This window comes from Chryseomicrobium excrementi, assembly GCF_002798305.1.
Classification (GTDB): domain Bacteria; phylum Bacillota; class Bacilli; order Bacillales_A; family Planococcaceae; genus Chryseomicrobium; species Chryseomicrobium excrementi.
Genome location: NZ_PCGR01000002.1, coordinates 234,547 through 257,247 on the forward strand (window position 1 = coordinate 234,547; position 22,701 = coordinate 257,247).

The window sequence follows — 22,701 nt, forward strand, 5'->3', positions numbered from 1 at the left end:
CCCAAAAAATTATCTAAAATTATATTCCTATTTGTACATTAAGTATAATGCACTATCAGAAAATACACACTACACTAATTTGTAAGCGTTTACTTGAGGGGGGAGCCTATGCACATTATCATCAGTCCAGATTCATTCAAAGGAACATTGACAGCTAAAGAAGCGGCACAAACGATGAAAGACGGACTCTTGAGAGTGTTCCCACATGCGCAGTATACACTGATTCCAATCGCAGATGGAGGGGAAGGGACGCTTGAGGTTCTTGTGGAGCTAACGGAGGGTCAGATGCAACAAGTAGTCGTAGAAGATCCACTGGGAAGGCCGGTTGATGCACGGTTCGGTATCTTAGGCGATGGCAAGACGGGCGTGATTGAGATGGCGGAAGCGTCAGGGATCATGCGCGTTACGAAGTCGGAGCGTAATCCTTTCCGTGCTAGTACTTACGGGACAGGAGAACTTATTCGTCACGCACTCGATGCAGGATGTCGGCACTTCATCTTAGCGATTGGAGGAAGTGCTACAAATGACGGAGGCATTGGTGCCATGCGCGCACTTGGGGCACGATTTTTAGATGGGTCAGGCAAGGTTTTGGAGACGGATTTGCCTTCTTATCAAGAACTCGCAACGATTGATCTGGCAGGACTTGATTCCCGACTTCCGAAATGCCGCTTCGACATTGCTTGCGACGTGGACAACCCTCTCCTAGGAGAACGCGGTGCCACTGCGATTTTCGGTCCTCAAAAAGGAGTCGAAAGAGGTCATCACGACGTACTAGAAAATGTTCTCAGGCGTTATGCACAGGTCGTAGAAGAAACTACAGGGAAGTCCGTGCACGAGTTGCCCGGTGCTGGTGCAGCTGGAGGACTTGGAACAGCGTTTCTCGCATTCCTGCCATCTACTTTGCGTCCTGGAATTGAAATCATCTTAGATGAGATCGATTTTGATTCGAAGTTAGACGGAGCAAGTTGGGTCGTTACGGGCGAAGGGAAATCGGATGTGCAAACGTTGTCTGGAAAAGCCCCGCTTGGAATTGCGTTTCGCGCAAAGAAGGCAGGGGTGCCTGTAGCCTTACTGTCGGGAATGGTACGAGAAGAGGACCGTGTTCTATTGGCGCCGCATTTTGATCTGATCGACAGTATCGTGTCACCTTCTTGTCACCTAGAAGAAGCATTATCACGGCCGGTACCTGCTTTACTAGCAGCTGCTGAACGTTTGGGGAAATCATTTTAAATTTAAGGGGGAGTTTGTATGTTGTTTGCGATTATTTTGCTAGGGGTCGTGTTGATTGTCTTTGCGACAGCTGTATTAAAAGTACATCCGTTTATTTCGTTGATCGTCGCAGCATTTTTTGTTGGAATCGCAGCGGGTCTACCGCTTGTAGACGTCGTTCGTTTTGTGAATGAAGGATTTGGTGGCTTGATGACGAGTATCGGTCTCGTAATCGTGGCCGGAACTATCATTGGTGTCATTCTAGAGAAATCTGGAGCAGCGTACCGAATGGCAGAAGTCGTGCTTCGTGTTATCGGAGAAAAACGTCCGCAGCTCGCGATGTCTGTGATTGGGTACATCGTTTCGATTCCCGTTTTTTGTGATTCTGGATACGTCATCTTATCAAGTTTGAAAAAGGCGTTAGCTAAACGGGCACAAGTAGCCGTAGCTTCTATGGCTGTTGCGCTTGCGACTGGACTGTTTGCGACTCACACACTTGTACCGCCGACACCAGGACCGATTGCGGCCGCTGGAAACATCGGTGCATCTGACTACTTAGGAACTATCATTCTGGTCGGTCTGATCATTGCGATTCCAGCAGTTCTGGTCGGGTACATCTGGGCAGTGAAAGTCGGTTCGAAGATTCATGTAGAAGAAGATGCAGAAGCGCTTGACTACGACGAAATCATTGCTTCATTTGGCAAGATGCCATCGGCTTTCAAATCGTTCTTACCACTTGTAGTGCCGATTGCTTTAATTGCTATGGGGTCGATTGCAACGGCTCTTGGCGGAGAAGGTGGCGTTACGTCCTTCTTCCAATTCCTTGGTTCGCCGACAGTAGCTTTGTTCTTAGGTGTGTTTGCGGCGTTACCGCTACTACCTGCTTATGATGAGAAGACATTGACCGGATGGGTTGGCGAAGGATTGAAAGAAGCAGCACCGATTTTGCTGATTACAGGTGCTGGTGGTGCATTTGGGACAGTGATTCGAAATACAGGTGTAGCAGATCAGCTGCAAGCCATGGATCTTTCCGCGTTTGGAACGGGGGCGTTGTTCTTGATTGTTCCGTTCTTAATTGCAGCAGCACTGAAGACTGCACAAGGTTCCTCGACGACAGCTCTGGTTATCACATCGACTTTAGTGGCACCGTTAGTAGTGGAGCTTGGAATTACTGGTGGCGTGGCTCTTGCGCTAGTCGTTATGGCAATTGGTGCGGGTGCTATGACAGTGAGTCATGTAAACGACAGTTTCTTCTGGGTTGTAACGGAGTTCAGTGGAATGAAAGTAACAGATGCTTATAAAGCGATGACGATGTCTACGTTATTAATGGGTGTCACGACGATTGTAGTCACTATGGTGGCTTGGATGATTTTTGTATAGACGAAAGAAAGAGGCTTCCTTTGCGGAAAGCCTCTTTTTCGTTATACCACAGCCGCTTCCGGCCGCTTTTTATGTCGCGAATAGAACCAAAACATCGCGAAGAATACTAGACTGCTAGACAAACGTAGAGCTGCGTTGATATGCATCGCTTCGACAATGCCGAACAGTTCCAAGAAGATGATTCCGATCTGTGGTGCGATGAACGCCATCAAGGACAGTAATACATTGTAAGTTGTGATGCAGTACGTCCGCTTTTCAGTAGGACTGTGCTCAAGGAGCATATTGAATAGCACCAAGATGACTCCGGACAGGAAGAAACCTGAGGTCGTCTGCACTAAGAACAGCAGGAAGAAGTTTGTCGTTAGCACAGTGAAGAACGGAGCAGATGCCATTCCGATTGCTAGGACAATGAATACGAGTGTATTGGAATACTTCTCCGACCATTTTTTCCACAACGGATAAGTAAAGAACTGCATCAACATGTTTCCTGCAGAGAACATACTGAACCAAAAGATGGTCGCTTCTGCAATGCGCACGTGATAGATGTTGAACAAACCCCACGCCATCTGCCAGGTGAAGTTGAAGAACAGGGCAGCGACTAAGAACCAGCGGTAGCCGCGGTCTTTGAAAATCGACCAGTCCATTAGTTTCGGTTTGGTTTCCGAGACGACTGGATCGTTTTCTTTATGACGCATGATCAAAAACCCTTCTAGCAAACCGAAGCACAGTGCGACGGCGAACAAGACTTGGTACGACATCACACTTTCCGTCGCATCACGAAGTACGATTCCAACAAACAAAGTGGTGAACAAGCCGACAACTGTTAACATGCGGTTACGGTCACTGAAAAATTGTGCTCTACGGTTTTCATCAACCAAGCCACTGATCAACGTCTGCCAACCGATTGTCGCCAAGGCTGTCGGCACATGCATCATACCGATGATGACTAGGAAAGCCCACGCTCGCCATTCCGGAGGTAGGTAGACCACAAAGACGATTGCAAGAAAAAACAGCCGAGCGGTGATGATGGCTGTACCGACGATTCGTTTATGAGTGACGCTTTTATTGAGTAAAATAGCTGCCGGGATCGTCATAAGTAAAGCGATGAGAGGCGGCAGAGAGCTAAGTAGCCCAACTTGGTAGTTGGTTGCTCCCAAGATGGTGATCATAAAGAGCGGGAAAAAGGTGTTGGTAATATTCATGGCCATAGTAGATGCCATACCATTATAGATACTGATTCGTTCATTATAGGGGCGGTCCATTTTTAACATACGTGTTCTCCATCCATCATTCGTTACCTGAATTATACTCCGGAAACCGAAATTTACAAGAGACTAATGAAATGTTTTTCGATTGACGAAGAAAAAGGTTCCACGGTACGTTAGTGAAAAAGGAGGAATTCGATGAACACCTACATGAAACGTGCAGTAGAACTGGCTATTCAAAATGTTAAAGAAGGCGGTCAGCCTTTTGGTGCGGTCCTTGAAAAAGACGGAAAGATTATTGGAGAAGGAGTCAATGAACTTCACCGAGTACACGATAGCTCAGGACATCCCGAGCTACTAGCGATTCGCAAGGCGCAACAGGAACTTCAGACACTCGACCTCTCAGGGGCGACCATGTATGCAAGTGGGCATCCGTGCCCGATGTGTTATGCGGTGATGCGGCTAGCGGGGATTGATCAAGTCTATTACTACAATGACCTGCCTGAGTTAGAAGCTGTAGGGCTCCGCCTTGGTGCGGATATTTATAAAGAGCTGAAAACGGAACGTCCGGAGTGGCCGATTCATTTCGAGTCACTACAAGAAGGTATTGAAGATCCTCTCGACTCTATTAAGTAAAAGAAAAGACGTCTGCTCAGTTAGCAGGCGTCTTGTTCTTTTCGATCCACAAAATCGGAACGGTACAGAGGGCGCCGAGTGCAATCACAACAGAAGCTCCAATCAGAGCAGAACCGAACGATCCGGTCTGAGAAGCGAGCCAAGAAGCGATGATAGGACCGATCATCTGGCCGAGCGCATAGGTTACAGTGAGTACAGATAAAATACGCGCGCTTGCATGTGGAAATTTCTCACGAGCATAAGAAGCGACGAGCACCGTCACTCCCATGAACGTCGCTCCGAAAAGAATAGCACTCGCATAGAAACTCGTTGGACTTTCGGATAGAGCGGGAAGCGCAACGCCTATAGCTTGAATGACAAGTAAAGCTATAAACGACTTCATCCATCCGAAGCGACTGCCGACAAATGCCCAAATCATCGTTGAAGGGACCGCGGCAAGTCCAACGATCGCCCAGACTTGCGTACCGCTGCCCATAAAGACGTCAGAAGTTTCCGCGATAGCTACGATGAACGTACCTGTAATGATGTAACCAAGGCCCTCAAGACCATAAGCGATGAGAAGCCAAACGAGCCAAGGTTCAAATCGTTTCTTCGCAGTCGCAATAGGAACTGCTTGACTAGAGTCGGTTTTAGGTTCTTTGACGACCGTGATGACGTATAGCGCGAGAAGCAGTGCGATACATCCTAAACCGATCCAAGCGCCGTCACTTGTGTAGCGCGTGATTAAAGGCTGGACGACAAGCCCCGAGACAAAGATGCCAAGACCAACACCTGCATACATCACGCCGGATAATCCGATGCGTCCAATAGCAGCCAGACGGTCTAAGATGATACTACTCGTCAACACGAAAACAAAGGCGCTCGTCACGCCTGAAATGAAGCGGAAGACAATCCACAATACATGAGAGTCCACGAGTCCCATTGCGAAGGTCAACGTGATACTGGTCGCAAGACTTACATATAGCAATCTCGTTCGATAACGGCCGATTGGGAAGATGCTTCCTGCTAAAGCGCCTACTAAATAACCGGCATAGTTGGCCGATGCAAGTGTACCAGCAAAAACTGTGGAAAATCCCTTTTCTAGCTGCATAAATGGTAAAATGGGTGTATAGGCAAAGCGGCCGATGCTCATCGCTATGAAGAGCGCAAAGACGCCGCCGAGTACTAAATAGAGTGGATGCTTCATGATGGTCACCTCAACTAGTTCAATTCGTTACATCTAAGTATACGTGAACCATTCGCTTTGCGAAATAGTAGTAGAAAGGATGAGGAGCATGGCCTACGAACTAAAGACCAAGCCGACAGATCAGAGCGTCATTGAATTCATTGAAGCAATCGATAAACCAGCTAAAAAAGAAGATGCATACCGCTTACTCGATATTTTTCATGAAGAAACAGGTTTAGAGCCTGTTTTATGGGGACCGAGCATTATTGGATACGGTTCATACCATTACAAATACGATTCCGGTCATGAAGGAGAAGCGGCCCTTACAGGATTTTCACCGCGCAAAGCAGCACATTCCTTGTATTTAGACCCAGGTGATCCGGAACGTGAAGTATTATTAGCACGTCTAGGGAAGCACAAGTCCGGGAAGAGCTGTGTCTATATCAACAAATTAGCCGACATCGACGAAGACGTTCTTCGGAACATGATTCGCCGGACGGTGACACAAGTTAAAGCGAGGTATCCACAATGAAGTGGGAAAAAGAAATTGAAATCGACGCACCGATTGAGACGGTGTGGGGTTTATTTGATGAAGCGCACCCGCAGCGCATCATGCCGAAAGTGGAATCCAACGAATGGATCGTTCAGAATGAGCCGCTCACGGGTTCTTCTTATAAACAGACGTACCGAGAAGGTACTCGAACAGAAAGTTATTTAGTGACCATCACTGAGTTTAAAGATGAACCAGATGAGAAAGTCAAAGCCATTCAGTTCGTCTTGGCCAATCTGTTTGAGACCACGTTGACCTTTGAACTTCAGAAGCTATCTGAAAGCACGACGCGCTTCCGTTACCTGGGATCTAACGTCGGTATCAATTTAGTCGGTAAAACGATGTTAAAGCTTGGGAAGAAGCAGGAGAATGGAGGCCCGGTTGTCGAAGAGTTCATACAACGGGTGAAACGAGAAGCAGAGAAAGATGCAAGAGAGGAGAGAGAATAGATGAAATACTTACAAGCACAGATGAGTCAGCTCGTAAAATCAGACCGCGACTTGCAAAAGAAGCTGAAAGAGCTGATGAAAGAACATGATTTAGGAAAAGCGCATGCATTAAAAGCGCTCTATCACGCAGAAGTAGCCGATAGCGGCAAATACATGAATGCGTATAAAGAGTTAGACGGGCACCACTCGAACTAATCCTAGCCATGGGGGGTCTTCACTATGAACGTTTCGATTCGCTGGCTTTATAAAACACCTAGAAACCAAGAAACACGTTTTGAATCAGGGGAGATGCCACTTGAACGAGCTTTACTGTTTATTGAAGACATGGAGCGTACGGGTCGCGTCAAACAAGTAGACATCATTGACGCCCGCGGTACGTTCTGGACAGTGAAAGAAGCTAAGCGTTACTTGAAGGAAGTTGAAGTAGAACCGCACAACATTCGTGTCTATTTTGACGGTGGCTATAAGCGCGAGACCGCAGAAGCTGGGCTTGGTTGCGTCATTTATTATGAGCAGAACGGCAAATCTTATCGACTACGACAAAATGCCTTTGTAGAAGGGTTTACTTCAAACAATGAAGCCGAGTTTGCGGCGCTGCACCTGGCTTTACAAGAACTTGAATTTCTAGGTGCGAAAGGTGTACCTGTCGAGATTCGAGGCGATTCACAAGTTGTGTTGCAACACATGATCGAAGACTGGGAGATCATGGACCCGACGCTCGCGTCATGGGGAAGACGGGTCGATCAAAAAATCGATAAGATGAAGTTGCAGCCGGAATACCATCAGATTCCGAGACACAAGAACAATGAAGCCAATCGGTTGGCGACGCAGGCGCTTAAAGGCATCCCTGTTGCCGCTGAGATTGAATTGGTGCAATAACAAAAGGCGTGGAGCAAACCTGCTCCGCGCCTTTTAGTCTTCATATCGGTCTACTGCCTGTTTGGCCTCAAGTAGTGTCCAACCGTGTTCTTCACGAACACGCTTAACGGCTTGCACTTTCTTTCCTTGTCTTACTAATTCAGCTAGCTCTTGATCCAACTCCGGACTGAATTCTTGTGGAGAAGGATGATTCGTCTTCTCAAGTCGACGCAAGCGCGTCCGAAGGTCACGAACTTCTGCGTACAAATAAAACGTAAACCCGATAACCGAGATAAGTAGCCAAGTCTGCCATTCCATAGTAATCAGCTCCTCTACTTACTTAATACGATTGGGGAGGGAAGAAGTTCCTTACTTTCGTTCTTTCGCCGGCACCGTAAAGAACGTGATGACTGCAAACAAGAAGAACGCAATCAACAAAATCGTTCCCCCGACAATAAAGAATACTAAAATAAAGGTGTCGTTCAAGTTGAACGGATTCAAGTTGTACATCCACATCCCGACCGTCAAACCAATGGCCCCGATGATAGCTGTAACCCCATGAACGGCCACTAACTTTTTGTACTTGATTTCAAAGATCTGATAGAAGATTCCCCAAGCAAACACAGACAACCAGCCGACTAGCAAGATGTGCGCGTGAATCGGGCGTAGTGCATAATCCATAGCCCCCGCCATATGTGACCCTAAATACGTTCCAATAAATCCAAAAATCGCAGCTACTTGAATGAGCCGGATACTCCATTTCTTTTCCATGATTTGAATGCCTCCTATAAAATGGGAAGCGTCACTTCGACGCATGTCCCTTCCTGTTCTATACTTTCAATTTGTAACGTGCCTTTATGCAATGTGACAATTTCATTTACGATAGCTAACCCGAGCCCGGTTCCTTCTGTATGACGCGATAAGTCTGCGCGGTAGAAGCGCTCTGTGACATGAGGGAGGTCCTGTGCAGCAATGCCTATTCCTGAATCTTGAATCCGAATCTTCACAACTGAAGCATCCGTCTCCATTATAACGGCTAGCTGACCGCCTTCTTGTGTATATTTCGTGGCGTTTGAGAGAAGGTTGTCCCAAACGACCTCTAAAAGCTCGGCATCTGCTTGAATCGTAGCTCGCTCTAGTTTCAACGAAACTTCCAACTGGTTCTCCTCAAAACGGTAGCGGTAGCTAGATACGATCTGCTTCAATTGCTTGTCCAATTCAACTTGTCCTAAGGTCAGTTGATAGGTCGGTTGATCCAAAGAGCTTAGAAGCAGCAACTGCTTCGCAAGTCCGGAAAGCCGAGTGGCTTCTTGCTGGATGACTTTTGCATGTTGATAGGATGGTGCGTTCACATCCGCTTCGTTCTCAATCAGTTCCGCGTAGCCCCGGATGTTGACGAGGGGTGACTGGAGATCGTGGGAAACATTCGTGATGAACGTTTTGCGAGCGGTATCATTTTCTCGAAGTCGTTCAATCATCCTATTGAAGCTGTCTGCAAGCTCTCCGATTTCATCTTGCCTTTCAATACCTAACGAATGACTGTAATTGTCGTTAGCCACTTCTTGGGTGGCTTGGCGTAACAGCCCGATCGGTTTCGTTAGTTGCTTGGCCATCCACAGCATCCCAAGTAAGTTCACAAGAGCAATCGATAGTAAGAATGCGAGTAGCAGCGTGTGAATGTCTGAAGACAACAGGCTGAGGTCCGGTCGCAAGAAGAGTCCGTAAACCTCACCGTCTACTTCAAAAGGAACTCCGACAGTATTGGTGATGCGGTTGGCAAAGTGACTCGTCATAAAGAAGCTGAGTGCTCCGTCTTCACCCGTATAGATGACTCCATCCGACACAACGCGCTGTGCTTCTTCCGATAACACAACATCTTCAAACGGCTTCCCGAATGATTGGAGCGAACCTTCCGAGTCTGCTAATACAATCTGATAGCCGAGATTCGCTACCGAATCGAGAAACGGCGTTAGCGCTTCTGCATCGCCGTGCATCGTTTCTAAAATAGATGTCACTTCTTGAGCGCGCGTCAAGTTTTGCTCGGTCGTCTGTTGCTTTGTGAACGCGAGATAAAAGATATTGGTGATCATTAGCCCGATGACGACACTCAAAATCAAGAACCAACCACTGGTCTGTACAAATTGACGATACAAACTTTTCACCGGAGCACCTCCAAGCGGTACCCGACCCCTCGAACGGTTTGGATTTCAACGGAGGCTCCGTGTTTTTTCAAACGATCTCGCAGCCGGTTCATGTGAGTGTTGAGAGAGAGTTCATGCTTCTCGTCGTCTTCTCCCCAAACTTCTTCGAGCATCCGAATGCGTGAAATAGTATGCCCAGGAGTGGCGCTTAGGATAGCCAGTAGCTCAAACTCTTTGAGCGGGATGATCAATGTTTCGTCTCCTATGACGACATCATAAGATGAACGGTCTAATTGGATGTTGCCGACTGAGAGGTGATGACGCATCGCCTTTCCGTAGCGTCTCAGAATGGCTTGCAGGCGAAATAGCAGTTCTTGGGGTTCGAACGGCTTTACTAAATAGTCTTCTGAGCCGGACTCAAATCCCTTAGCTTTGTCTGTGAGTTGTCCTTTAGCTGTGACCAGTATGACAGGGATGTCTAAGTCATCGGTGAGCGTCTGGGTCAGCTCATAGCCGTCCATTCCGGGCATCATCACGTCGACAATGGCAGCCGCAACTTCTTCTGTCTCTAAGAGCTCGAGAGCTTGCTGCGCATCTTGCGCGAGTAACGCTTCGTAACCACCTTGCTGAAGTTGAAGAGCAATCAGTTGACGGATATGAACATCGTCATCCACGACAAGAATACGCATAACAAACCTCCTTTACGCCTTCTTCGGCGTGTCTTTTTCGAATACTAGAATAAGGGCTGGAATCAAAATCCCTCGTACGATGAACGTATCGATCAAGATCCCGATAGCCACGATAAATCCAAATACAAACAAGTCGGCAATCGGCATGGTCATCAGTGCAGCAAATGTCGCCGCTAAGATGACACCAGCTGATGAAATGACGCCTCCTGTGACCGCGATGGATCGTTGCAGCGCCTCTTTTACAGAATGGTGGTCTCGTTCTTCCATGTAGCGAGACACCAAAATAATCGTATAATCAATTCCCAGTGCTACTAGGAAGATAAAGGAGTAGAGTGGGACACGTGTACTGATGGCTTCGTAACCAAAAAGCCAGTCCACTGCGAATATACCAATTCCAAGCGCTGCGGTAAAGGAAAGTAATAACGTGGCCATCATATAAAGAGCCATTTTCCAAGAACGCGTCATGACTAAGAGCAGAGCCGTGATGAGTACCGTTTCCAAGATGATAACGATCAAAATATCACGGTTGTTGACTTGTTGTTCATCCACGAGTTTTGGTGTGATTCCGGACCAGTAGACTTCTGTCGCTTCGTCTAGAGACTCCGTCGTCTGACGCAAATCCTCTACTACGTCCATGGCTTCTGTAGAATACGGGTTCAAGTCAAGTGCTACAGAGTAACGAGCCGCCGTAGCGTCTTCAGTTGTTTCAACTTCTCGAATCGAAGCAATGCCTTTAGTTTCTTCAACAGTTTGTAAGAAGGTCTCTTTTGTGGCATCGCTCAGCGGTTCATTCGATTGCAGCAATACCGTCATCGGAGCAAGTTGGCCTTTGTCATAGTTGGCTTCTACAATTTCATACCCTACTCGAGAAGGTAGATTTTCAGGGAACGATTTGACCATATCGAATTCAAATTTCAGATTGAACAAGTTTAGTGAAGCAAGGATTAGGGCGAGTAAAACCAGTCCTCCAGAAACTAAAGGTTTCTTCGTCACGATTTTTGACATGCGCCCCCATAATCCTGCTGCTCGTTCTGGTTGTTGGCCGTATTTCGGTGCTCGTGGCCAAAATGCCTTCCGTCCGAATAGCGTGAACAGTGCAGGTACAAGAGTGATCGATGCCAAAATGATCACAACAAATGCCGTGCTGAATACAGGTGCAAAGTTCTGATAATCCCGGAAGTCGGCAAAGAACAACACGAGCATCGCGGCAAGTACAGTGGCACCTGCAAATACAACGGGAGTAGCCGTTGAACGCATCGCAACTTTCATGGCCGTATATTTGTCTTCATAGACATACAGTTCTTCTTTGAAACGCGAAAACACGAACAAAGAATAATCTGTAACAGCTGCAAACAGCAAAATGCTCATGATAGAAGTGGTTGCATTGTTAATCTCTAAACCACCTGCTCCAAGCAACCCAATTAACTGGTTCGTCACTTGATAGACAAGCGCTGTGGCAAGAAGCGGGATGATTGCTAGAAGAGGTGAACGGTAAATAGCAATCAACAATACTAAAATAATTCCTATTGTAGCAAGTAATAACACAAAGTCTGCTTCTTCAAACAGTTTCAACGTATCGCCTGCAATTCCTACAGGACCCGTTACATAAAAGTCAAACGTTCCAAATTCTTCTCCGCGCTGTTCACCGATAGCAAGTAGTTCATCTGAGATCTCTTTGTAGCGGTCACTACCGATACCGGATTCGAGTTCCAAAGGGAAGATGAACGTCTTCTTATCTTCTGAATAGAAGCCTTCTAATGCTTGAGGAGGGAGTGCGGCAAGGTCCATCATCGGCTTAATAGCGTTGATGTCCGCTTCCTCAATATCTTCTAAGACGGCAAAGATTTCTGTCGCCTCAAGTGGGGCATCTCCAGAAAACACTAAGATGCCAGGTGTCGCCTGTGCATCGGGGAATGCGGCTTTCAATTCTTTTTCAGCTTGAATGCTCGGTGCATCGTCTGGGAGCGATTGAAAGTTTGCACTCCGGTAGTCTGCAGTTTTAGGTCCTGCGCTCAATAAAACAGCGAGTAGCACCCAAACGATCAATGTAACCCACATGCCTCTTTTAGTGGTCACAAAGTCCGTTATACGATGAATCACTTTTTTCACAACTTGTCACTTCCTTTTCTAGTCTCTTCCGTAGTGTAAATTGCGTATATAAACCGAATATCAACTCATGGGCGTCTTTGGAAAAAATATGGTACGCTAAACGAAAGATAGGGGTGGAATACATGAAAAAATGGGGATGGGGAATCTTGTCTGTGTCCTTGCTGTTTCTCGCAGGGTGTACCGATGAGGTGACACCACAAGAACGACAAGAGGCCTATGTGGCCGCATGGAATGAAGGAGATTATGAAACACTTTATAACGAGTTTGTATCCGATGAGACCAAGGAACAAGTGGACGAAGCTGCTTTTGTGGAGCGACAGGTGGCACTTGATGAGGCGCTTGGTGTGACGGAGCGAGAAGTGACGTTTACGAAAGCTCCGGAAGACACGGAGTGGGAAGCGACTGAACCAGCTACGTTTCCTGTTCAGATCAAAGTGGAGACAGTCGCAGGTCCTATCGAATGGGAGAAAGAAATGACGTGGCAATCTGTCGAGACAGAAGAAGAACTGACTTGGATGGCCGATTGGGACACTGGATTCATCTTGCCAGACCTTGCAGAGGGAGATGAAGTGCGCGTCTCGACGCTACCATTTGCACGAGGAGAAATCTACGACCGTAATGGCAACGCGCTCGCCATCAACGGCACCGGCTTTGAAGTGGGCATCGTGCCTGGCAAGTTTACGGATGACACTCAGAAACAAAGGCTTGCCGAACTATTAGGGACAACTGTTGAGTACATCGATAAACAACTGGCGCAGAGCTGGGTGAAAGACGACCAATTCGTCCCTATCGATAAAATCTCACAGACGGATGATGTGAGAGCGGCGCTTATTGAGATTCCGGGAGTCCTGCTTCAAGAGACGGCTATGCGAGAATATCCATACGGAGAAGCTGCAGCGCATCTGGTTGGGTACATTGGTCCCATCACGGCGGAACAGTTAGCGGAGCGTGAAGATGAGGGGTACACCGAGTTTGACCAGATAGGGCGTCAAGGACTTGAGCGTTTCTTAGAAGAGCGGCTGCGAGGACAAGACGGGAAGCGTGTGTTCATTGATAAGGCAGAAGAAGGTGCTGAAAATGTCACGCTCGCTGAAAAAGAGCCTGTAGAAGGCGAGCGCATCGATTTGACGATTGACGCCGAACTTCAGCGCATTACGTTCGCCTCTATGGACGGAGAACCAGGAGCTGCATCGATTGTGGATCTGAAGACAGGAGAAGTGTTGACGCTGTTGAGTTCTCCAAGCTTTGACCCATCCGCATTTATGCTCGGGATGACACAAGCGCAGTATGATGAGCTGGCAAATGATCCACTCAACCCGCTGTTAAACCGTTTTGCAGCCTCCTACGCTCCAGGATCGACATTGAAGCCAATCACAGCAGCGATAGGAATGGAAGCAGGGACACTTGATCCTGACGTGGGAATTGTGATTGAAGGAGAGACTTGGCAAAAAGATGCCTCATGGGGAAACTACCGTGTCACACGGTTACATCCAGAAGCACCGAATCCAATTGATTTAGAAAAATCACTCGTCTATTCCGACAACATCTACTATGCGCAACAAGCATTGAAGATGGGCAGGGAAACATTTGTAGAGGGCCTAGAGTCCTTTGGCTTTGGGGAAGACATTCCGTTCTTCTTGAACCTGCAGGCTTCTCAAGTTTCAAATGACGGCGGTATCGGGTCAGAAGGGCAACTCGCTGATACATCATTCGGGCAAGGCCAAATGCTCGCAAACATCTTGCATTTAGCGACGTCGTATCAGCCGTTCCTGACAAACGGGACGATGTGGCAGCCAACTCTGCTACTTGAAGAAGAGGACAAAGTTGTATGGAAAGAAGGACTCGTTAGTGAGCAGAATGCGGCCATCTTGCAGGAGGGGATGCGTAGTATGGTCGTAGATGGTTTTGCGCAAGCAGCAAATATTCCAAATATTCCTCTTGCCGGCAAGACAGGGACTGCTGAACTGAAAGCGACAGTCGATGCAGAGGGGCAAGAGAACGGTTTCTTCGTCAGCTATCCAGTAGATACGGAAGAACTCATCATGGCTATGATGATCGAAGATGTGGGAGACAACGGGGGAAGCGGCTACGTAGCAGAGAAAGCGGCAGCTATCTACAAACTTTTGTATGAATGATGCTATAATAAAGTGCTATGTAGTTTAGATACGAAGGAGATTTCACCATGACAGCAATTGATTCCACTCTGCCGATTTCCCGAGGCAAATTGATGTGGCAGATGACGCGTCCGCATACGCTGACAGCGACATTCGTGCCTGTCGTCTTGGGAACTGTAATGGCATTGTTTGATTCCTCGATTCATTGGGGACTTTTCATTGCCATGATGGCAGCAGGTCTGTGTCTGCAGATCGCAACGAATTTATTTAATGAGTACTATGATTTTAAAAAAGGATTAGATACGGCAGATTCAGTGGGAATCGGTGGTGGTATTGTCCGCCACGGACTGAAGCCGGGCATGGTGCTCGCTGTGGCTTTGATCCTTTATCTGTTAGCCGGCTTTATTGGAATTTATATCGCAGCTTCCACAAGTTATTGGCTGATTGCCATAGGTGTCGTAGGAATGGCAGTGGGTTATCTGTATACAGGAGGACCGCTTCCGATCGCCTATACGCCGTTTGGTGAAGTGTTCGCTGGCGTATTTATGGGTATCGGGTTCATCTTGATCGCGTACTATCTTCAAACGCTTGAAGTGACGACTTGGGCACTGTTGTTGTCGATTCCTTTTGGGATTTTAGTCGGTGCTATCAACATGTCAAACAACATTCGAGATATAAAAGAAGATACTATTGGTGGACGCAAGACGCTGCCTATCTTACTTGGGCGCGAGAAAGCCATCACGGGACTTGCTGTGGCATTCGTCATTTCTTACGCATGGATTGTCGGTCTGGTCGTCTTGCAAATCGTGACACCATGGGCACTTTTAGTGTTGCTTGCTGTGCCGAAATCCATCACGGCTATCAAAAGTTTCCGTCTTGGCAAGACGAAGCCTCAAATGATGGGACCAGCGATGAAATCGACAGCTTTGACGAATACATTCGTTGGGGTGCTTTTAACAATTGGCCTCTTCATTGAGTGGCTGTTATAAGAAATTAGAGAGAGAATCCAGCCTTTATGAGGCTGGTTCTTTTTAGTTGTAAAAAGAACGTGTGTTCGATATAATAAGAACATAAAAGGAGGTCGGTATTGATGAAAGAACAGCTCACTAAAGCCATGAAACTCAATTATCTTTTAGAAGTCGTGTATATGGATAAGTCAGGGAAACTCACAAAACGTCGAATCAAAGTTTTGAAGATGCACGGCGAAAAAATCTGGGTATGGGACGCAGGGAAACGTGCGAAGCGAACATTCTTAATTGATCGTGTTCTAGCATGTCAACCGATCCTCCGCAAAGAACGGGAAATTATCTAAAACTTCTCCTCTTACTATCTGAAACCTATGGTACAATAGGAAAAAATTACAGAGTCTGGTAGTTGGCTGGGGGATAAGAGATCATGAAACTTGTTTTATTGTTTGGTCCGCATGCGGTAGGGAAGATGACTGTTGGACAAGAATTGGCGAAACTTACAGAGCTCAAATTATTTCACAATCACATGACGATTGATTTGGTAGGGCAGTTCTTTAACTATTCGACCAAGGAAGGAAAAGAGCTAGTTCAGACATTTCGTCAGGAGATTTTTGAAGCAGTCTCAAAAAGTGATTTGGATGGCCTCATTTTTACGTTCGTTTGGTTATTTGATGTAGAACGAGACTGGGAATATGTCCGCAATCTTGCACAACTTTTTGAATCTCGTGGAGCAGAAGTTTGTTATGTGGAACTTGAGGCTGATTTAGAAGAGCGTTTGAAGCGCAACGTGACACCAAATCGCTTAGAGCACAAACCGTCGAAACGAGACTTGGAATGGTCACGGAATGATGTGTTGAGCGGATCACAAAAATACCGTCTCAATTCACATCCAGGAGAAATCCCTTATACAAATTATCTTCGCATCAATACAATGGAACAGTCTCCAAAAGAAGCAGCCCAACAAATCAAAGATACATTTCAATTAGGGTACTAACTGTTTAATAAAACAAGAGCTGGGTAACGTGAAAGTATGGTCTATGGAAGGGGCGATACAATGAGCACGGAACTCAGCTTTCTTTTTGTGGTGGGATTTATGGCGATTCACTTATTTTCTCGTCATGTACATAGTTTGCGTAGGAATCCCCGTAGCCAATTTCTATCCATTGCAGGTGGAATCTCTGTTGCTTATGTGTTTCTCCACTTGTTACCAGAACTCGGGGACTTTCAACGAGAGCTTGAAGGAGAAGGAGTCCTTTCTTATTTGGAACACCATATCTATCTGATTGCATTGATAGGTCTCGTGCTTTTTTATGGTCTAGAGCAGTTCGTGAAGAAATCTCATAAACATCGTGAACATCAGTCATCGATTTCGCATCATGCAGGTGTCTTTTGGGTTCATATCGGCACATTCGCTTTATATAATTTTAGTATTGGATATCTTTTAGTTCGTGAAGAGTTCACAGACTCTCTTGGACCTTGGGCATTCTTTATCGCCTTAGGTGTCCATTTTATAACCAATGACATCAGTCTAGATAAACAACATGACCAGGATTATGCAAAATACGGGAGATGGCTACTAACAGCCTCTATTTTTATCGGATGGATTACGGGAGTTCTGACAGAGCTGCATCCCTTCATTGTTTCTTATTTGGTTGCTGTGCTCGCAGGAGGAATTATATTGAATGTGATGAAAGAAGAACTACCTGAGGAACGAGAGAGCAGCTTTCCTGCGTTTTTAGGTGGCGTAGTTGCCTACACCGTCATCCTGCTGCTAATATAAGACATAAAAAAAGAGCCCCTAGACATACGGTCTACTAGGACTCTTTCGTGTGAAAGCCGTGTTCCGACAGCTTCCACAGGGTTTGGCACCCAATGATCCCGACTGGGTTCGAACCAGCGACCTCCACCCTGTCAAGGTGGCGCTCTCCCGACTGAGCTACAGGATCTAAATTTTACTGACAAAGATTATTATACCGCTTTTGACCAAGAGTGCAAGGAAAACTTTAAGGAGAATGAGAACAATGACCGAGCTTCATACCGGCACGCCACTTCCACAAAAAGTAAGTAAACCGGCAGTTCGAGCACTACACCAGCACGGTATTTTCACCTTGGAACAGTTAGCTACGAAATCGTTTAAAGAAGTGCAGGCCTACCATGGGGTGGGACCAAAAGTGCTGCGCGTTCTTGAAGAAGCCCTATCAGCAAAAGGACTGTCGTTTTTAACCGATTAATTGGAGGAGATTCGGGTAAATAAATACCAGAATCTTTTAGGAAATGAGGGAGAGACATGTCGCTTAAAGAATACGAAAGACAACTTGAGGAACTTTTCATAGACTGTGAAAAGAACTGTGAACAGAATGGGAAAGTTGCTTCTTATATACCTGCTTTAGAACGAGTCGACCCCGACTTATTTGCAGTCAGTATTATGGATACTCAGGGACGGTCGATCTCAACCGGAGACGTTGATTTCAAATTTACAATGCAAAGTATTTCAAAAGTGGTCATCTTTTTATATGCCCTTGAAAATTTCGGGGAAGAAGCAGTGTTTGAACGCATCACATTAGACCCCACAGGCGATCCATTCAATACCATCATGGGGATTCAAAGCACGACAGAAGGGAACGTCCACAATCCGATGATCAACTCGGGTGCAATTGTTCTCAGTTCGATGATTGCGGAAAAAGACGGACCGGAAGCACTTCAAAATATGCTAGAGTTTACGCGAACTTTGACAGGTGACGACGGCATCTATGTGGATGTCGAGGTATTTGATTCGGAAAAGTCCACGGCTCTTCGCAACAAAGCCATTGCCTATTTCCTACAAGCATCAGGATCCATACATGACACAGAAGACTCACTCGACCTCTATTTTCAAATGTGCTCGATTGCAGTGACTGTGGAAGATATTGCGAGGATGGGAGCTTTACTTGCAAACAAAGGGGTAGACCCGTTTTCCGGTGAACGCATCTTGCAGGATTCCAATGTCAAGACAGCGAATGCTTACATGCTGCTCAGTGGGATGTATGATGCTTCTTCTCGTTTTACAATCAAGGTGGGATTCCCTGCAAAAAGTGGCGTTTCCGGAAGTATTCTGGCAGTAGTTAGTGACCGGATGGGTATCGGAATCTTATCGCCTCCCCTTGATTCTAGAGGGAACAGTGTCAAAGGAATTCAATTGTTGAAAAAGCTTTCTGAACACTGGGACCTCTCGGTATTTTAAATGAACTAGACCTTTCGTGTAGTTGCGAAAGGTCTTTTTTCATGGACAAATGAAACGGAGGCTTCAAATTGATATAATAATTAGTTTATTTCTAATATTGAAATAATTATAGTCTTATATTATGATGAGGTAGTAATTTATTTGAAAATAAGGAGGGGTTATGGAAATGAATGCCGTTGCTTTAGCATCGATTGGTCTTTTCATCTTTATTTTAGGCTACCGTTTTTATTCTAAGTTCTTAGCAGAGAAGATTTTCAAATTAGATCCAAACTATGTAACACCTGCTCATCGATTTGAAGATGGCGTCGATTTCGTGCCAACAAATAAGTGGGTACTTTGGGGGCACCACTTTACATCTGTTGCTGGAGCAGCGCCGATTTTAGGTCCAGCTATTGCGGTTTACTGGGGCTGGCTACCTGCATTTTTATGGGTTGTTTTAGGAACCGTATTTGCAGCTGGCTTCCATGATTTTGGTACGCTTGTCTTATCGGTTCGGAATAAAGGACAGTCTGTTGGGACGCTTGCCCACAGATTGATCGGACAGCGCGGGAAGATTCTATTCTTATTCATTATTTTGATTTTAGTACTTATGGTAAACGCTGTATTTGCTTGGGTTATTGCAAACTTGTTCATTTCCTTCCCAGCGGCAGTTCTACCTGTCATGATTCAGATTCCTTTAGCTGTATGGATCGGATTCTCCGTTTATAAAAAGCAAGGGAAAATGCTGATTCCGTCTTTGATTGCTCTGGTGATCATGTATGCTACAGCAGTCATTGCCAGCAACGTGGAATGGATGCAAATTGACCTTGTTCGTTATATGGGCGGCGAAGAAGGAGCTGGTATATTTGGTTTAGGTGCCGTGTCTACCGCATTCTTTATTTGGATTTTGTTCTTGATGATTTATGTATACATAGCTTCCACACTCCCAGTATGGCAGCTGTTGCAACCTCGTGATTTTATCAACTCGCATCAACTGGTTGTTGGTCTATTGATTCTGTACCTAGGACTGTTCTTTACAGTTCCTGAAGTGACGGCGCCGATGACCAATGCTACTACAGATGTATCGTGGTTGCCACTCCTGTTCATCACCATTGCGTGTGGAGCGATTTCTGGATTCCACGGTCTCGTATCGTCTGGAACGTCTTCGAAACAATTGTATAAAGAGACGGATGCACGCTTTGTTGGCTATGCAGGGGCTGTTGGTGAAGGTGTATTAGCCTTAGTTTCTATTATGGCAGTCATCACCTTCTTCCCAAGTGCTGATGCATTCCGTGAAAGTTACTCGAGCTTTGCCGCTGCAAGTGGAGGCGGATTAGGGAACTTTGTTCAAGGGGCGGCACAGCTTGCAGAGGGGTTGTTCATTCCTGCTAGTATCGCGACGACGATCGTATCTATTATCGTCATCAGCTTCGCGGCGACAACTTTAGATACATCCGTGCGTTTAATGCGTTATATCATTGCAGAGCTTGGTCAAGAGTACAATTTGCCTGTACTAACAAAGACACACGTAGCAACGACGATTGCAGTTGCTTCTTCTGCAGCACTTGTCTTGATCCCAGAGGGACCAAACGGATTTGGTTCAGGTGGGTACTTGTTATGGCCGTTGTTTGGAACGTCTAACCAGTTGCTAGCAGGTATCTCACTGCTATTACTTACCATCTGGCTGAAGTGGCTTGGTCGTAACTATTGGGTCGCGCTCATTCCAATGATCTTCCTCGTATTTATGACGATGTTTGCAATGGCTCAACAGGTCTTCTTCCAGTGGGCGATGTGGGGAAGCAATCCAAACGGTCTCCTGTTTGTGTTCGGAGCTATCATCTTCGGATTTACGTTATGGATTTTATTAACTGCAGTATCAGCACTTCGCAAAGGGATTGATCCAAACTATAGTTTCGAAGAGGAATGAAAAAGGGCTGCCCATGCAGCCCTTTTGTTTGAGAGGAAGGTGACGTCATGTCCTTACTAGATAAGATGAAAGCGCTCGTTGCTTTTTATGAAGAAGTGTTGTCGATGCCCCATCGTTCTGAAATTGCGCGTGAGCTACGAGATCAAGATGACATGTTTTTGTTTATGCTCTATTCCGAAATGCTCGGGATTCCGAATCCAGCCTACTACTACACGCTGGAATTGTATCCGTATATGATGGAACAGTTTCATGATTGGCATCTCAGAATGGGTATGGATAAATCACCGATGACGGGCTTTCGTTGTTGCTAAATGAAGGAGGACACATCATGGAATCACAACAGATCGTATTCGTTGGCGGCAAAGGGGGCGTTGGAAAATCAACTTCTGCAGCAGCGATTGCCTGGAAGTATGCAGAACAAGGGAAAAAGACGCTACTTGTTTCTACTGATCCCGCGCATAATTTAGGGGATATTTTTGACACAACGATTGGTGGAGAAGGGAAAGAGCTCGCTCCCAATCTGTTTGGGCTAGAGATTGATCCGGATACAGAGACGACGAAATACATAGACCAAGTCAAGCAAAATGTAAAAGGGACTGTCAATCCTACGATGATGCAAGAAGTATACCGTCAGCTAGACACAGCAAAGGCTTCACCAGGTGCAGATGAGGCAGCACTTTTTGATAAGATTGTTTCCATTGTTTTAGATGAACGTGAGCATTACGACAAAATCGTCTTTGATACCGCTCCAACCGGTCATACGATTCGTTTGTTGACATTGCCTGAACTCATGGGCGTCTGGATTGAGGGCTTATTACAAAAGCGAGAGAAAACAAATGAAAATTACGCGCAGCTTTTGAATGATGGCAAACCTCGAGAAGATCCCATTTATGATGTGCTACGTGAACGTCAGCGTCGTTTTAAAGCGGTACGCGATGTCTTACTAGATGAAAGCATTACAGGTTATTTATTTGTTTTAAATCCAGAACGCCTCCCCATTCTGGAAACTCAGAAAGCAGTCGACTTGCTTCACAATTACGGAATCCATGTCCAAACGTTGATTGTGAATCGTGTCTTACCGGAAGAGGTCGAAGGGGCATTCATGCTCGAACGCAAAGAAGCGGAAGCTCCGTATCTTGCAACGATTCAAAAACGATTTTCAAAACAAAAGCGTATCTACATCCCGTTCTTTGCTCGAGATATCTCGACGAAGGAACAGTTTGAACGATACGCTAGTTATTTATGAAGTTCGCTCGACACCTAAAAACTCGAGAACAAAATCTAGATAGAGAAGTCTTTGTTCTACATTCGGTGCATGACCCGACTGATTAAACTCAGCAAAGGTGGCGTGAGGAATGAGTCGTGCTGTTTCTCGTGCTTTCTCTGGCGGATTTAATTGATCGTGGTCTCCGCTGATAACGAGGGTCTTGGCAGTAATTTTAGATAACTCCCCAGTGAAATCAAATCCCGTCAGAGCCTGATTGGCTGCTTCGATTTGTTCGGCAGTCATCGGCTCTGCTTTTTTAGCAGCTTCTTTACTCCATAGACCTACCGCTTGCAAGTCATGATACATGTATTTAGAAGCTTTCAAAATTTTCGCGTTATGAGTCAGACCTTCAAGTTCCTCTTTATGTTCCTCAAATAAAGCCTGCATGGCGGAGGTCTTGCCAGTAGATTTTGTGGCTACCAACACCAAACGCTTCACTCGATCTCCTAGACGAATGGCCACTCCTTGAGCTACATAACTTCCCATAGATACGCCGATGATATGTAATGAAGGAAGCCCCAGTTCTTCGATTAAAGCTACAATGTCTTCAATCAAGTCGTCTAAAGCGTAGCTCAATGAGCGTTCTGAATCCCCGTGACCGCGAAAGTCTGGTGTGATCACACGCAAATACTTTTTCAATACGCGCGTCTCTTCTTCAAACATGTGCCGGTTCCCTGTAAGTCCATGTAAAAGCAGGACAGCAGGGCCCGTGCTTTTTTCGGAAAATGCTAATTGAATGCCATTGACTGTTGTTGTCAGCATACTGATGCCTCCTCGCTCTTTGTTTTCTTATGCCCATTTTCTCTGAAGTTAAACGTTTTAAATAGGAGAGGGA

At 46.1% G+C, this 22,701-nt stretch carries 25 protein-coding genes and 1 tRNA gene; 17 read left to right on the forward strand and 9 right to left on the reverse strand.

Translation table 11 applies throughout. The annotated features are described in order from the left end of the window. Positions 1 to 108: 108 nt before the first annotated feature. Together CQS04_RS05840 and CQS04_RS05845 are read left to right on the forward strand one after the other, a co-directional pair. Complete coding sequence (locus tag CQS04_RS05840) at positions 109 to 1,230, forward strand: glycerate kinase (RefSeq protein ID WP_100353240.1); 1,122 nt, start codon at positions 109 to 111, stop codon at positions 1,228 to 1,230. A gap of 18 nt (positions 1,231 to 1,248) precedes the next feature. Then, positions 1,249 to 2,589, forward strand: a complete 1,341-nt coding sequence (locus CQS04_RS05845; protein WP_100353241.1) for a GntP family permease — start codon at positions 1,249 to 1,251, stop codon at positions 2,587 to 2,589. 41 nt (positions 2,590 to 2,630) lie between these two features. On the opposite strand, the gene CQS04_RS05850 is transcribed toward CQS04_RS05845, so the two are convergent. Further along, positions 2,631 to 3,851 (reverse strand): MFS transporter, encoded by a 1,221-nt coding sequence (locus CQS04_RS05850; RefSeq protein ID WP_100353808.1) that lies wholly within the window; start codon positions 3,849 to 3,851, stop codon positions 2,631 to 2,633. A 141-nt stretch (positions 3,852 to 3,992) separates the two neighbouring features. Here CQS04_RS05850 and CQS04_RS05855 point away from each other — a divergent pair, with 141 nt between their 5' ends. Beyond that, positions 3,993 to 4,430, forward strand: a complete 438-nt coding sequence (locus tag CQS04_RS05855) for a nucleoside deaminase (RefSeq protein ID WP_100353242.1) — start codon at positions 3,993 to 3,995, stop codon at positions 4,428 to 4,430. A gap of 16 nt (positions 4,431 to 4,446) precedes the next feature. Here CQS04_RS05855 and CQS04_RS05860 read toward each other — a convergent pair whose 3' ends face one another. Beyond that, complete coding sequence (locus CQS04_RS05860) at positions 4,447 to 5,616, reverse strand: YbfB/YjiJ family MFS transporter (RefSeq protein ID WP_245858762.1); 1,170 nt, start codon at positions 5,614 to 5,616, stop codon at positions 4,447 to 4,449. An 88-nt stretch (positions 5,617 to 5,704) separates the two neighbouring features. Between CQS04_RS05860 and CQS04_RS05865 the strand changes: the two genes are divergently transcribed. The 4 genes from CQS04_RS05865 to CQS04_RS05880 are packed head-to-tail and all read left to right on the forward strand — an operon-like array spanning position 5,705 to position 7,473. Continuing rightward, positions 5,705 to 6,127 (forward strand): DUF1801 domain-containing protein, encoded by a 423-nt coding sequence (locus CQS04_RS05865; RefSeq protein WP_100353243.1) that lies wholly within the window; start codon positions 5,705 to 5,707, stop codon positions 6,125 to 6,127. Further along, positions 6,124 to 6,594 carry an SRPBCC family protein gene (locus CQS04_RS05870; RefSeq protein WP_100353244.1) on the forward strand — a complete coding sequence of 157 codons (471 nt, stop codon included), beginning with the start codon at positions 6,124 to 6,126 and terminating at the stop codon, positions 6,592 to 6,594. Before CQS04_RS05865 ends, CQS04_RS05870 begins: the two co-directional genes overlap by 4 nt. Further along, entirely contained in the window at positions 6,595 to 6,789 is a 195-nt protein-coding gene (locus CQS04_RS05875) for a hypothetical protein (RefSeq protein WP_094943402.1), read from the forward strand. It begins immediately after the preceding gene. Between the two features lie 24 nt (positions 6,790 to 6,813). Beyond that, complete coding sequence (locus tag CQS04_RS05880) at positions 6,814 to 7,473, forward strand: RNase H family protein (RefSeq protein WP_100353245.1); 660 nt, start codon at positions 6,814 to 6,816, stop codon at positions 7,471 to 7,473. Between the two features lie 33 nt (positions 7,474 to 7,506). Here CQS04_RS05880 and CQS04_RS05885 read toward each other — a convergent pair whose 3' ends face one another. Genes CQS04_RS05885 through CQS04_RS05905 form a run of 5 tightly spaced genes read right to left on the reverse strand, consistent with a single transcriptional unit; the run spans position 7,507 to position 12,391 of the window. Then, the gene (locus CQS04_RS05885) at positions 7,507 to 7,770 is read right to left on the reverse strand and encodes a hypothetical protein (RefSeq protein ID WP_100353246.1); all 264 of its coding nucleotides are present in this window, start codon (positions 7,768 to 7,770) and stop codon (positions 7,507 to 7,509) included. A 51-nt stretch (positions 7,771 to 7,821) separates the two neighbouring features. Beyond that, positions 7,822 to 8,223, reverse strand: coding sequence for a hypothetical protein (locus CQS04_RS05890; protein WP_100353247.1), 402 nt, complete (start codon positions 8,221 to 8,223; stop codon positions 7,822 to 7,824). Positions 8,224 to 8,237: 14 nt separating this feature from the next. After that, positions 8,238 to 9,614: a sensor histidine kinase gene (locus CQS04_RS05895; RefSeq protein ID WP_100353248.1), complete on the reverse strand. Its 1,377-nt coding sequence runs from the start codon at positions 9,612 to 9,614 to the stop codon at positions 8,238 to 8,240. Continuing rightward, entirely contained in the window at positions 9,611 to 10,282 is a 672-nt protein-coding gene (locus tag CQS04_RS05900) for a response regulator transcription factor (protein WP_100353249.1), read from the reverse strand. Before CQS04_RS05900 ends, CQS04_RS05895 begins: the two co-directional genes overlap by 4 nt. A gap of 12 nt (positions 10,283 to 10,294) precedes the next feature. Beyond that, positions 10,295 to 12,391, reverse strand: a complete 2,097-nt coding sequence (locus tag CQS04_RS05905) for an MMPL family transporter (RefSeq protein ID WP_100353250.1) — start codon at positions 12,389 to 12,391, stop codon at positions 10,295 to 10,297. A gap of 122 nt (positions 12,392 to 12,513) precedes the next feature. Here CQS04_RS05905 and CQS04_RS05910 point away from each other — a divergent pair, with 122 nt between their 5' ends. The 5 genes from CQS04_RS05910 to CQS04_RS05930 all read left to right on the forward strand — a co-directional run bounded on the left by CQS04_RS05910 (position 12,514) and on the right by CQS04_RS05930 (position 17,253). Continuing rightward, the gene (locus CQS04_RS05910) at positions 12,514 to 14,526 is read left to right on the forward strand and encodes a penicillin-binding transpeptidase domain-containing protein (protein WP_100353251.1); all 2,013 of its coding nucleotides are present in this window, start codon (positions 12,514 to 12,516) and stop codon (positions 14,524 to 14,526) included. A 56-nt stretch (positions 14,527 to 14,582) separates the two neighbouring features. After that, entirely contained in the window at positions 14,583 to 15,494 is a 912-nt protein-coding gene (locus CQS04_RS05915) for a 1,4-dihydroxy-2-naphthoate polyprenyltransferase (protein WP_425430238.1), read from the forward strand. 101 nt (positions 15,495 to 15,595) lie between these two features. Beyond that, entirely contained in the window at positions 15,596 to 15,817 is a 222-nt protein-coding gene (locus CQS04_RS05920; RefSeq protein WP_100353253.1) for a transcriptional regulator, read from the forward strand. Between the two features lie 83 nt (positions 15,818 to 15,900). Beyond that, complete coding sequence (locus CQS04_RS05925) at positions 15,901 to 16,467, forward strand: AAA family ATPase (RefSeq protein WP_100353254.1); 567 nt, start codon at positions 15,901 to 15,903, stop codon at positions 16,465 to 16,467. A gap of 60 nt (positions 16,468 to 16,527) precedes the next feature. Next, positions 16,528 to 17,253, forward strand: coding sequence for a ZIP family transporter (locus tag CQS04_RS05930; RefSeq protein ID WP_100353255.1), 726 nt, complete (start codon positions 16,528 to 16,530; stop codon positions 17,251 to 17,253). A gap of 93 nt (positions 17,254 to 17,346) precedes the next feature. Here the strand turns inward: CQS04_RS05930 and CQS04_RS05935 are convergent. Further along, positions 17,347 to 17,419: transfer RNA gene (locus CQS04_RS05935), tRNA-Val, on the reverse strand. 75 nt (positions 17,420 to 17,494) lie between these two features. Here CQS04_RS05935 and CQS04_RS05940 point away from each other — a divergent pair. The 5 genes from CQS04_RS05940 to CQS04_RS05960 all read left to right on the forward strand — a co-directional run bounded on the left by CQS04_RS05940 (position 17,495) and on the right by CQS04_RS05960 (position 21,845). After that, positions 17,495 to 17,704, forward strand: a complete 210-nt coding sequence (locus tag CQS04_RS05940) for a helix-hairpin-helix domain-containing protein (RefSeq protein ID WP_174688390.1) — start codon at positions 17,495 to 17,497, stop codon at positions 17,702 to 17,704. 56 nt (positions 17,705 to 17,760) lie between these two features. Next, complete coding sequence (gene glsA, locus CQS04_RS05945; protein ID WP_100353257.1) at positions 17,761 to 18,693, forward strand: glutaminase A; 933 nt, start codon at positions 17,761 to 17,763, stop codon at positions 18,691 to 18,693. A gap of 166 nt (positions 18,694 to 18,859) precedes the next feature. Next, on the forward strand, positions 18,860 to 20,599 hold the full coding sequence (locus CQS04_RS05950; RefSeq protein WP_100353810.1) for a carbon starvation CstA family protein: 1,740 nt from the start codon (positions 18,860 to 18,862) through the stop codon (positions 20,597 to 20,599). Positions 20,600 to 20,646: 47 nt separating this feature from the next. Further along, positions 20,647 to 20,910: a cory-CC-star protein gene (locus CQS04_RS05955; protein WP_100353258.1), complete on the forward strand. Its 264-nt coding sequence runs from the start codon at positions 20,647 to 20,649 to the stop codon at positions 20,908 to 20,910. A gap of 17 nt (positions 20,911 to 20,927) precedes the next feature. After that, positions 20,928 to 21,845 carry an ArsA family ATPase gene (locus CQS04_RS05960; RefSeq protein WP_100353259.1) on the forward strand — a complete coding sequence of 306 codons (918 nt, stop codon included), beginning with the start codon at positions 20,928 to 20,930 and terminating at the stop codon, positions 21,843 to 21,845. On the opposite strand, the gene CQS04_RS05965 is transcribed toward CQS04_RS05960, so the two are convergent. Continuing rightward, on the reverse strand, positions 21,840 to 22,628 hold the full coding sequence (locus tag CQS04_RS05965) for an alpha/beta fold hydrolase (RefSeq protein ID WP_100353260.1): 789 nt from the start codon (positions 22,626 to 22,628) through the stop codon (positions 21,840 to 21,842). The two genes, CQS04_RS05960 and CQS04_RS05965, sit on opposite strands and share 6 nt — an antisense overlap. Positions 22,629 to 22,701 lie beyond the last annotated feature (73 nt).

Bases quoted from the DNA above. Each gene is read 5' to 3' on its own strand.
- glsA (WP_100353257.1), top strand. From the start codon at position 17,761: ATGTCGCTTAAAGAATACGAAAGACAACTTGAGGAACTTTTCATAGAC.
- CQS04_RS05845 (WP_100353241.1), top strand. From the start codon at position 1,249: ATGTTGTTTGCGATTATTTTGCTAGGGGTCGTGTTGATTGTCTTTGCG.
- CQS04_RS05955 (WP_100353258.1), top strand. From the start codon at position 20,647: ATGTCCTTACTAGATAAGATGAAAGCGCTCGTTGCTTTTTATGAAGAA.
- CQS04_RS05880 (WP_100353245.1), top strand. From the start codon at position 6,814: ATGAACGTTTCGATTCGCTGGCTTTATAAAACACCTAGAAACCAAGAA.
- CQS04_RS05940 (WP_174688390.1), top strand. From the start codon at position 17,495: ATGACCGAGCTTCATACCGGCACGCCACTTCCACAAAAAGTAAGTAAA.
- CQS04_RS05850 (WP_100353808.1), bottom strand. From the start codon at position 3,851: ATGGACCGCCCCTATAATGAACGAATCAGTATCTATAATGGTATGGCA.
- CQS04_RS05885 (WP_100353246.1), bottom strand. From the start codon at position 7,770: ATGGAATGGCAGACTTGGCTACTTATCTCGGTTATCGGGTTTACGTTT.
- CQS04_RS05925 (WP_100353254.1), top strand. From the start codon at position 15,901: ATGAAACTTGTTTTATTGTTTGGTCCGCATGCGGTAGGGAAGATGACT.
- CQS04_RS05890 (WP_100353247.1), bottom strand. From the start codon at position 8,223: ATGGAAAAGAAATGGAGTATCCGGCTCATTCAAGTAGCTGCGATTTTT.
- CQS04_RS05920 (WP_100353253.1), top strand. From the start codon at position 15,596: ATGAAAGAACAGCTCACTAAAGCCATGAAACTCAATTATCTTTTAGAA.
- CQS04_RS05910 (WP_100353251.1), top strand. From the start codon at position 12,514: ATGAAAAAATGGGGATGGGGAATCTTGTCTGTGTCCTTGCTGTTTCTC.
- CQS04_RS05965 (WP_100353260.1), bottom strand. From the start codon at position 22,628: ATGCTGACAACAACAGTCAATGGCATTCAATTAGCATTTTCCGAAAAA.
- CQS04_RS05875 (WP_094943402.1), top strand. From the start codon at position 6,595: ATGAAATACTTACAAGCACAGATGAGTCAGCTCGTAAAATCAGACCGC.
- CQS04_RS05865 (WP_100353243.1), top strand. From the start codon at position 5,705: ATGGCCTACGAACTAAAGACCAAGCCGACAGATCAGAGCGTCATTGAA.
- CQS04_RS05855 (WP_100353242.1), top strand. From the start codon at position 3,993: ATGAACACCTACATGAAACGTGCAGTAGAACTGGCTATTCAAAATGTT.
- CQS04_RS05900 (WP_100353249.1), bottom strand. From the start codon at position 10,282: ATGCGTATTCTTGTCGTGGATGACGATGTTCATATCCGTCAACTGATT.
- CQS04_RS05950 (WP_100353810.1), top strand. From the start codon at position 18,860: ATGAATGCCGTTGCTTTAGCATCGATTGGTCTTTTCATCTTTATTTTA.
- CQS04_RS05930 (WP_100353255.1), top strand. From the start codon at position 16,528: ATGAGCACGGAACTCAGCTTTCTTTTTGTGGTGGGATTTATGGCGATT.
- CQS04_RS05960 (WP_100353259.1), top strand. From the start codon at position 20,928: ATGGAATCACAACAGATCGTATTCGTTGGCGGCAAAGGGGGCGTTGGA.
- CQS04_RS05870 (WP_100353244.1), top strand. From the start codon at position 6,124: ATGAAGTGGGAAAAAGAAATTGAAATCGACGCACCGATTGAGACGGTG.
- CQS04_RS05840 (WP_100353240.1), top strand. From the start codon at position 109: ATGCACATTATCATCAGTCCAGATTCATTCAAAGGAACATTGACAGCT.
- CQS04_RS05860 (WP_245858762.1), bottom strand. From the start codon at position 5,616: ATGAAGCATCCACTCTATTTAGTACTCGGCGGCGTCTTTGCGCTCTTC.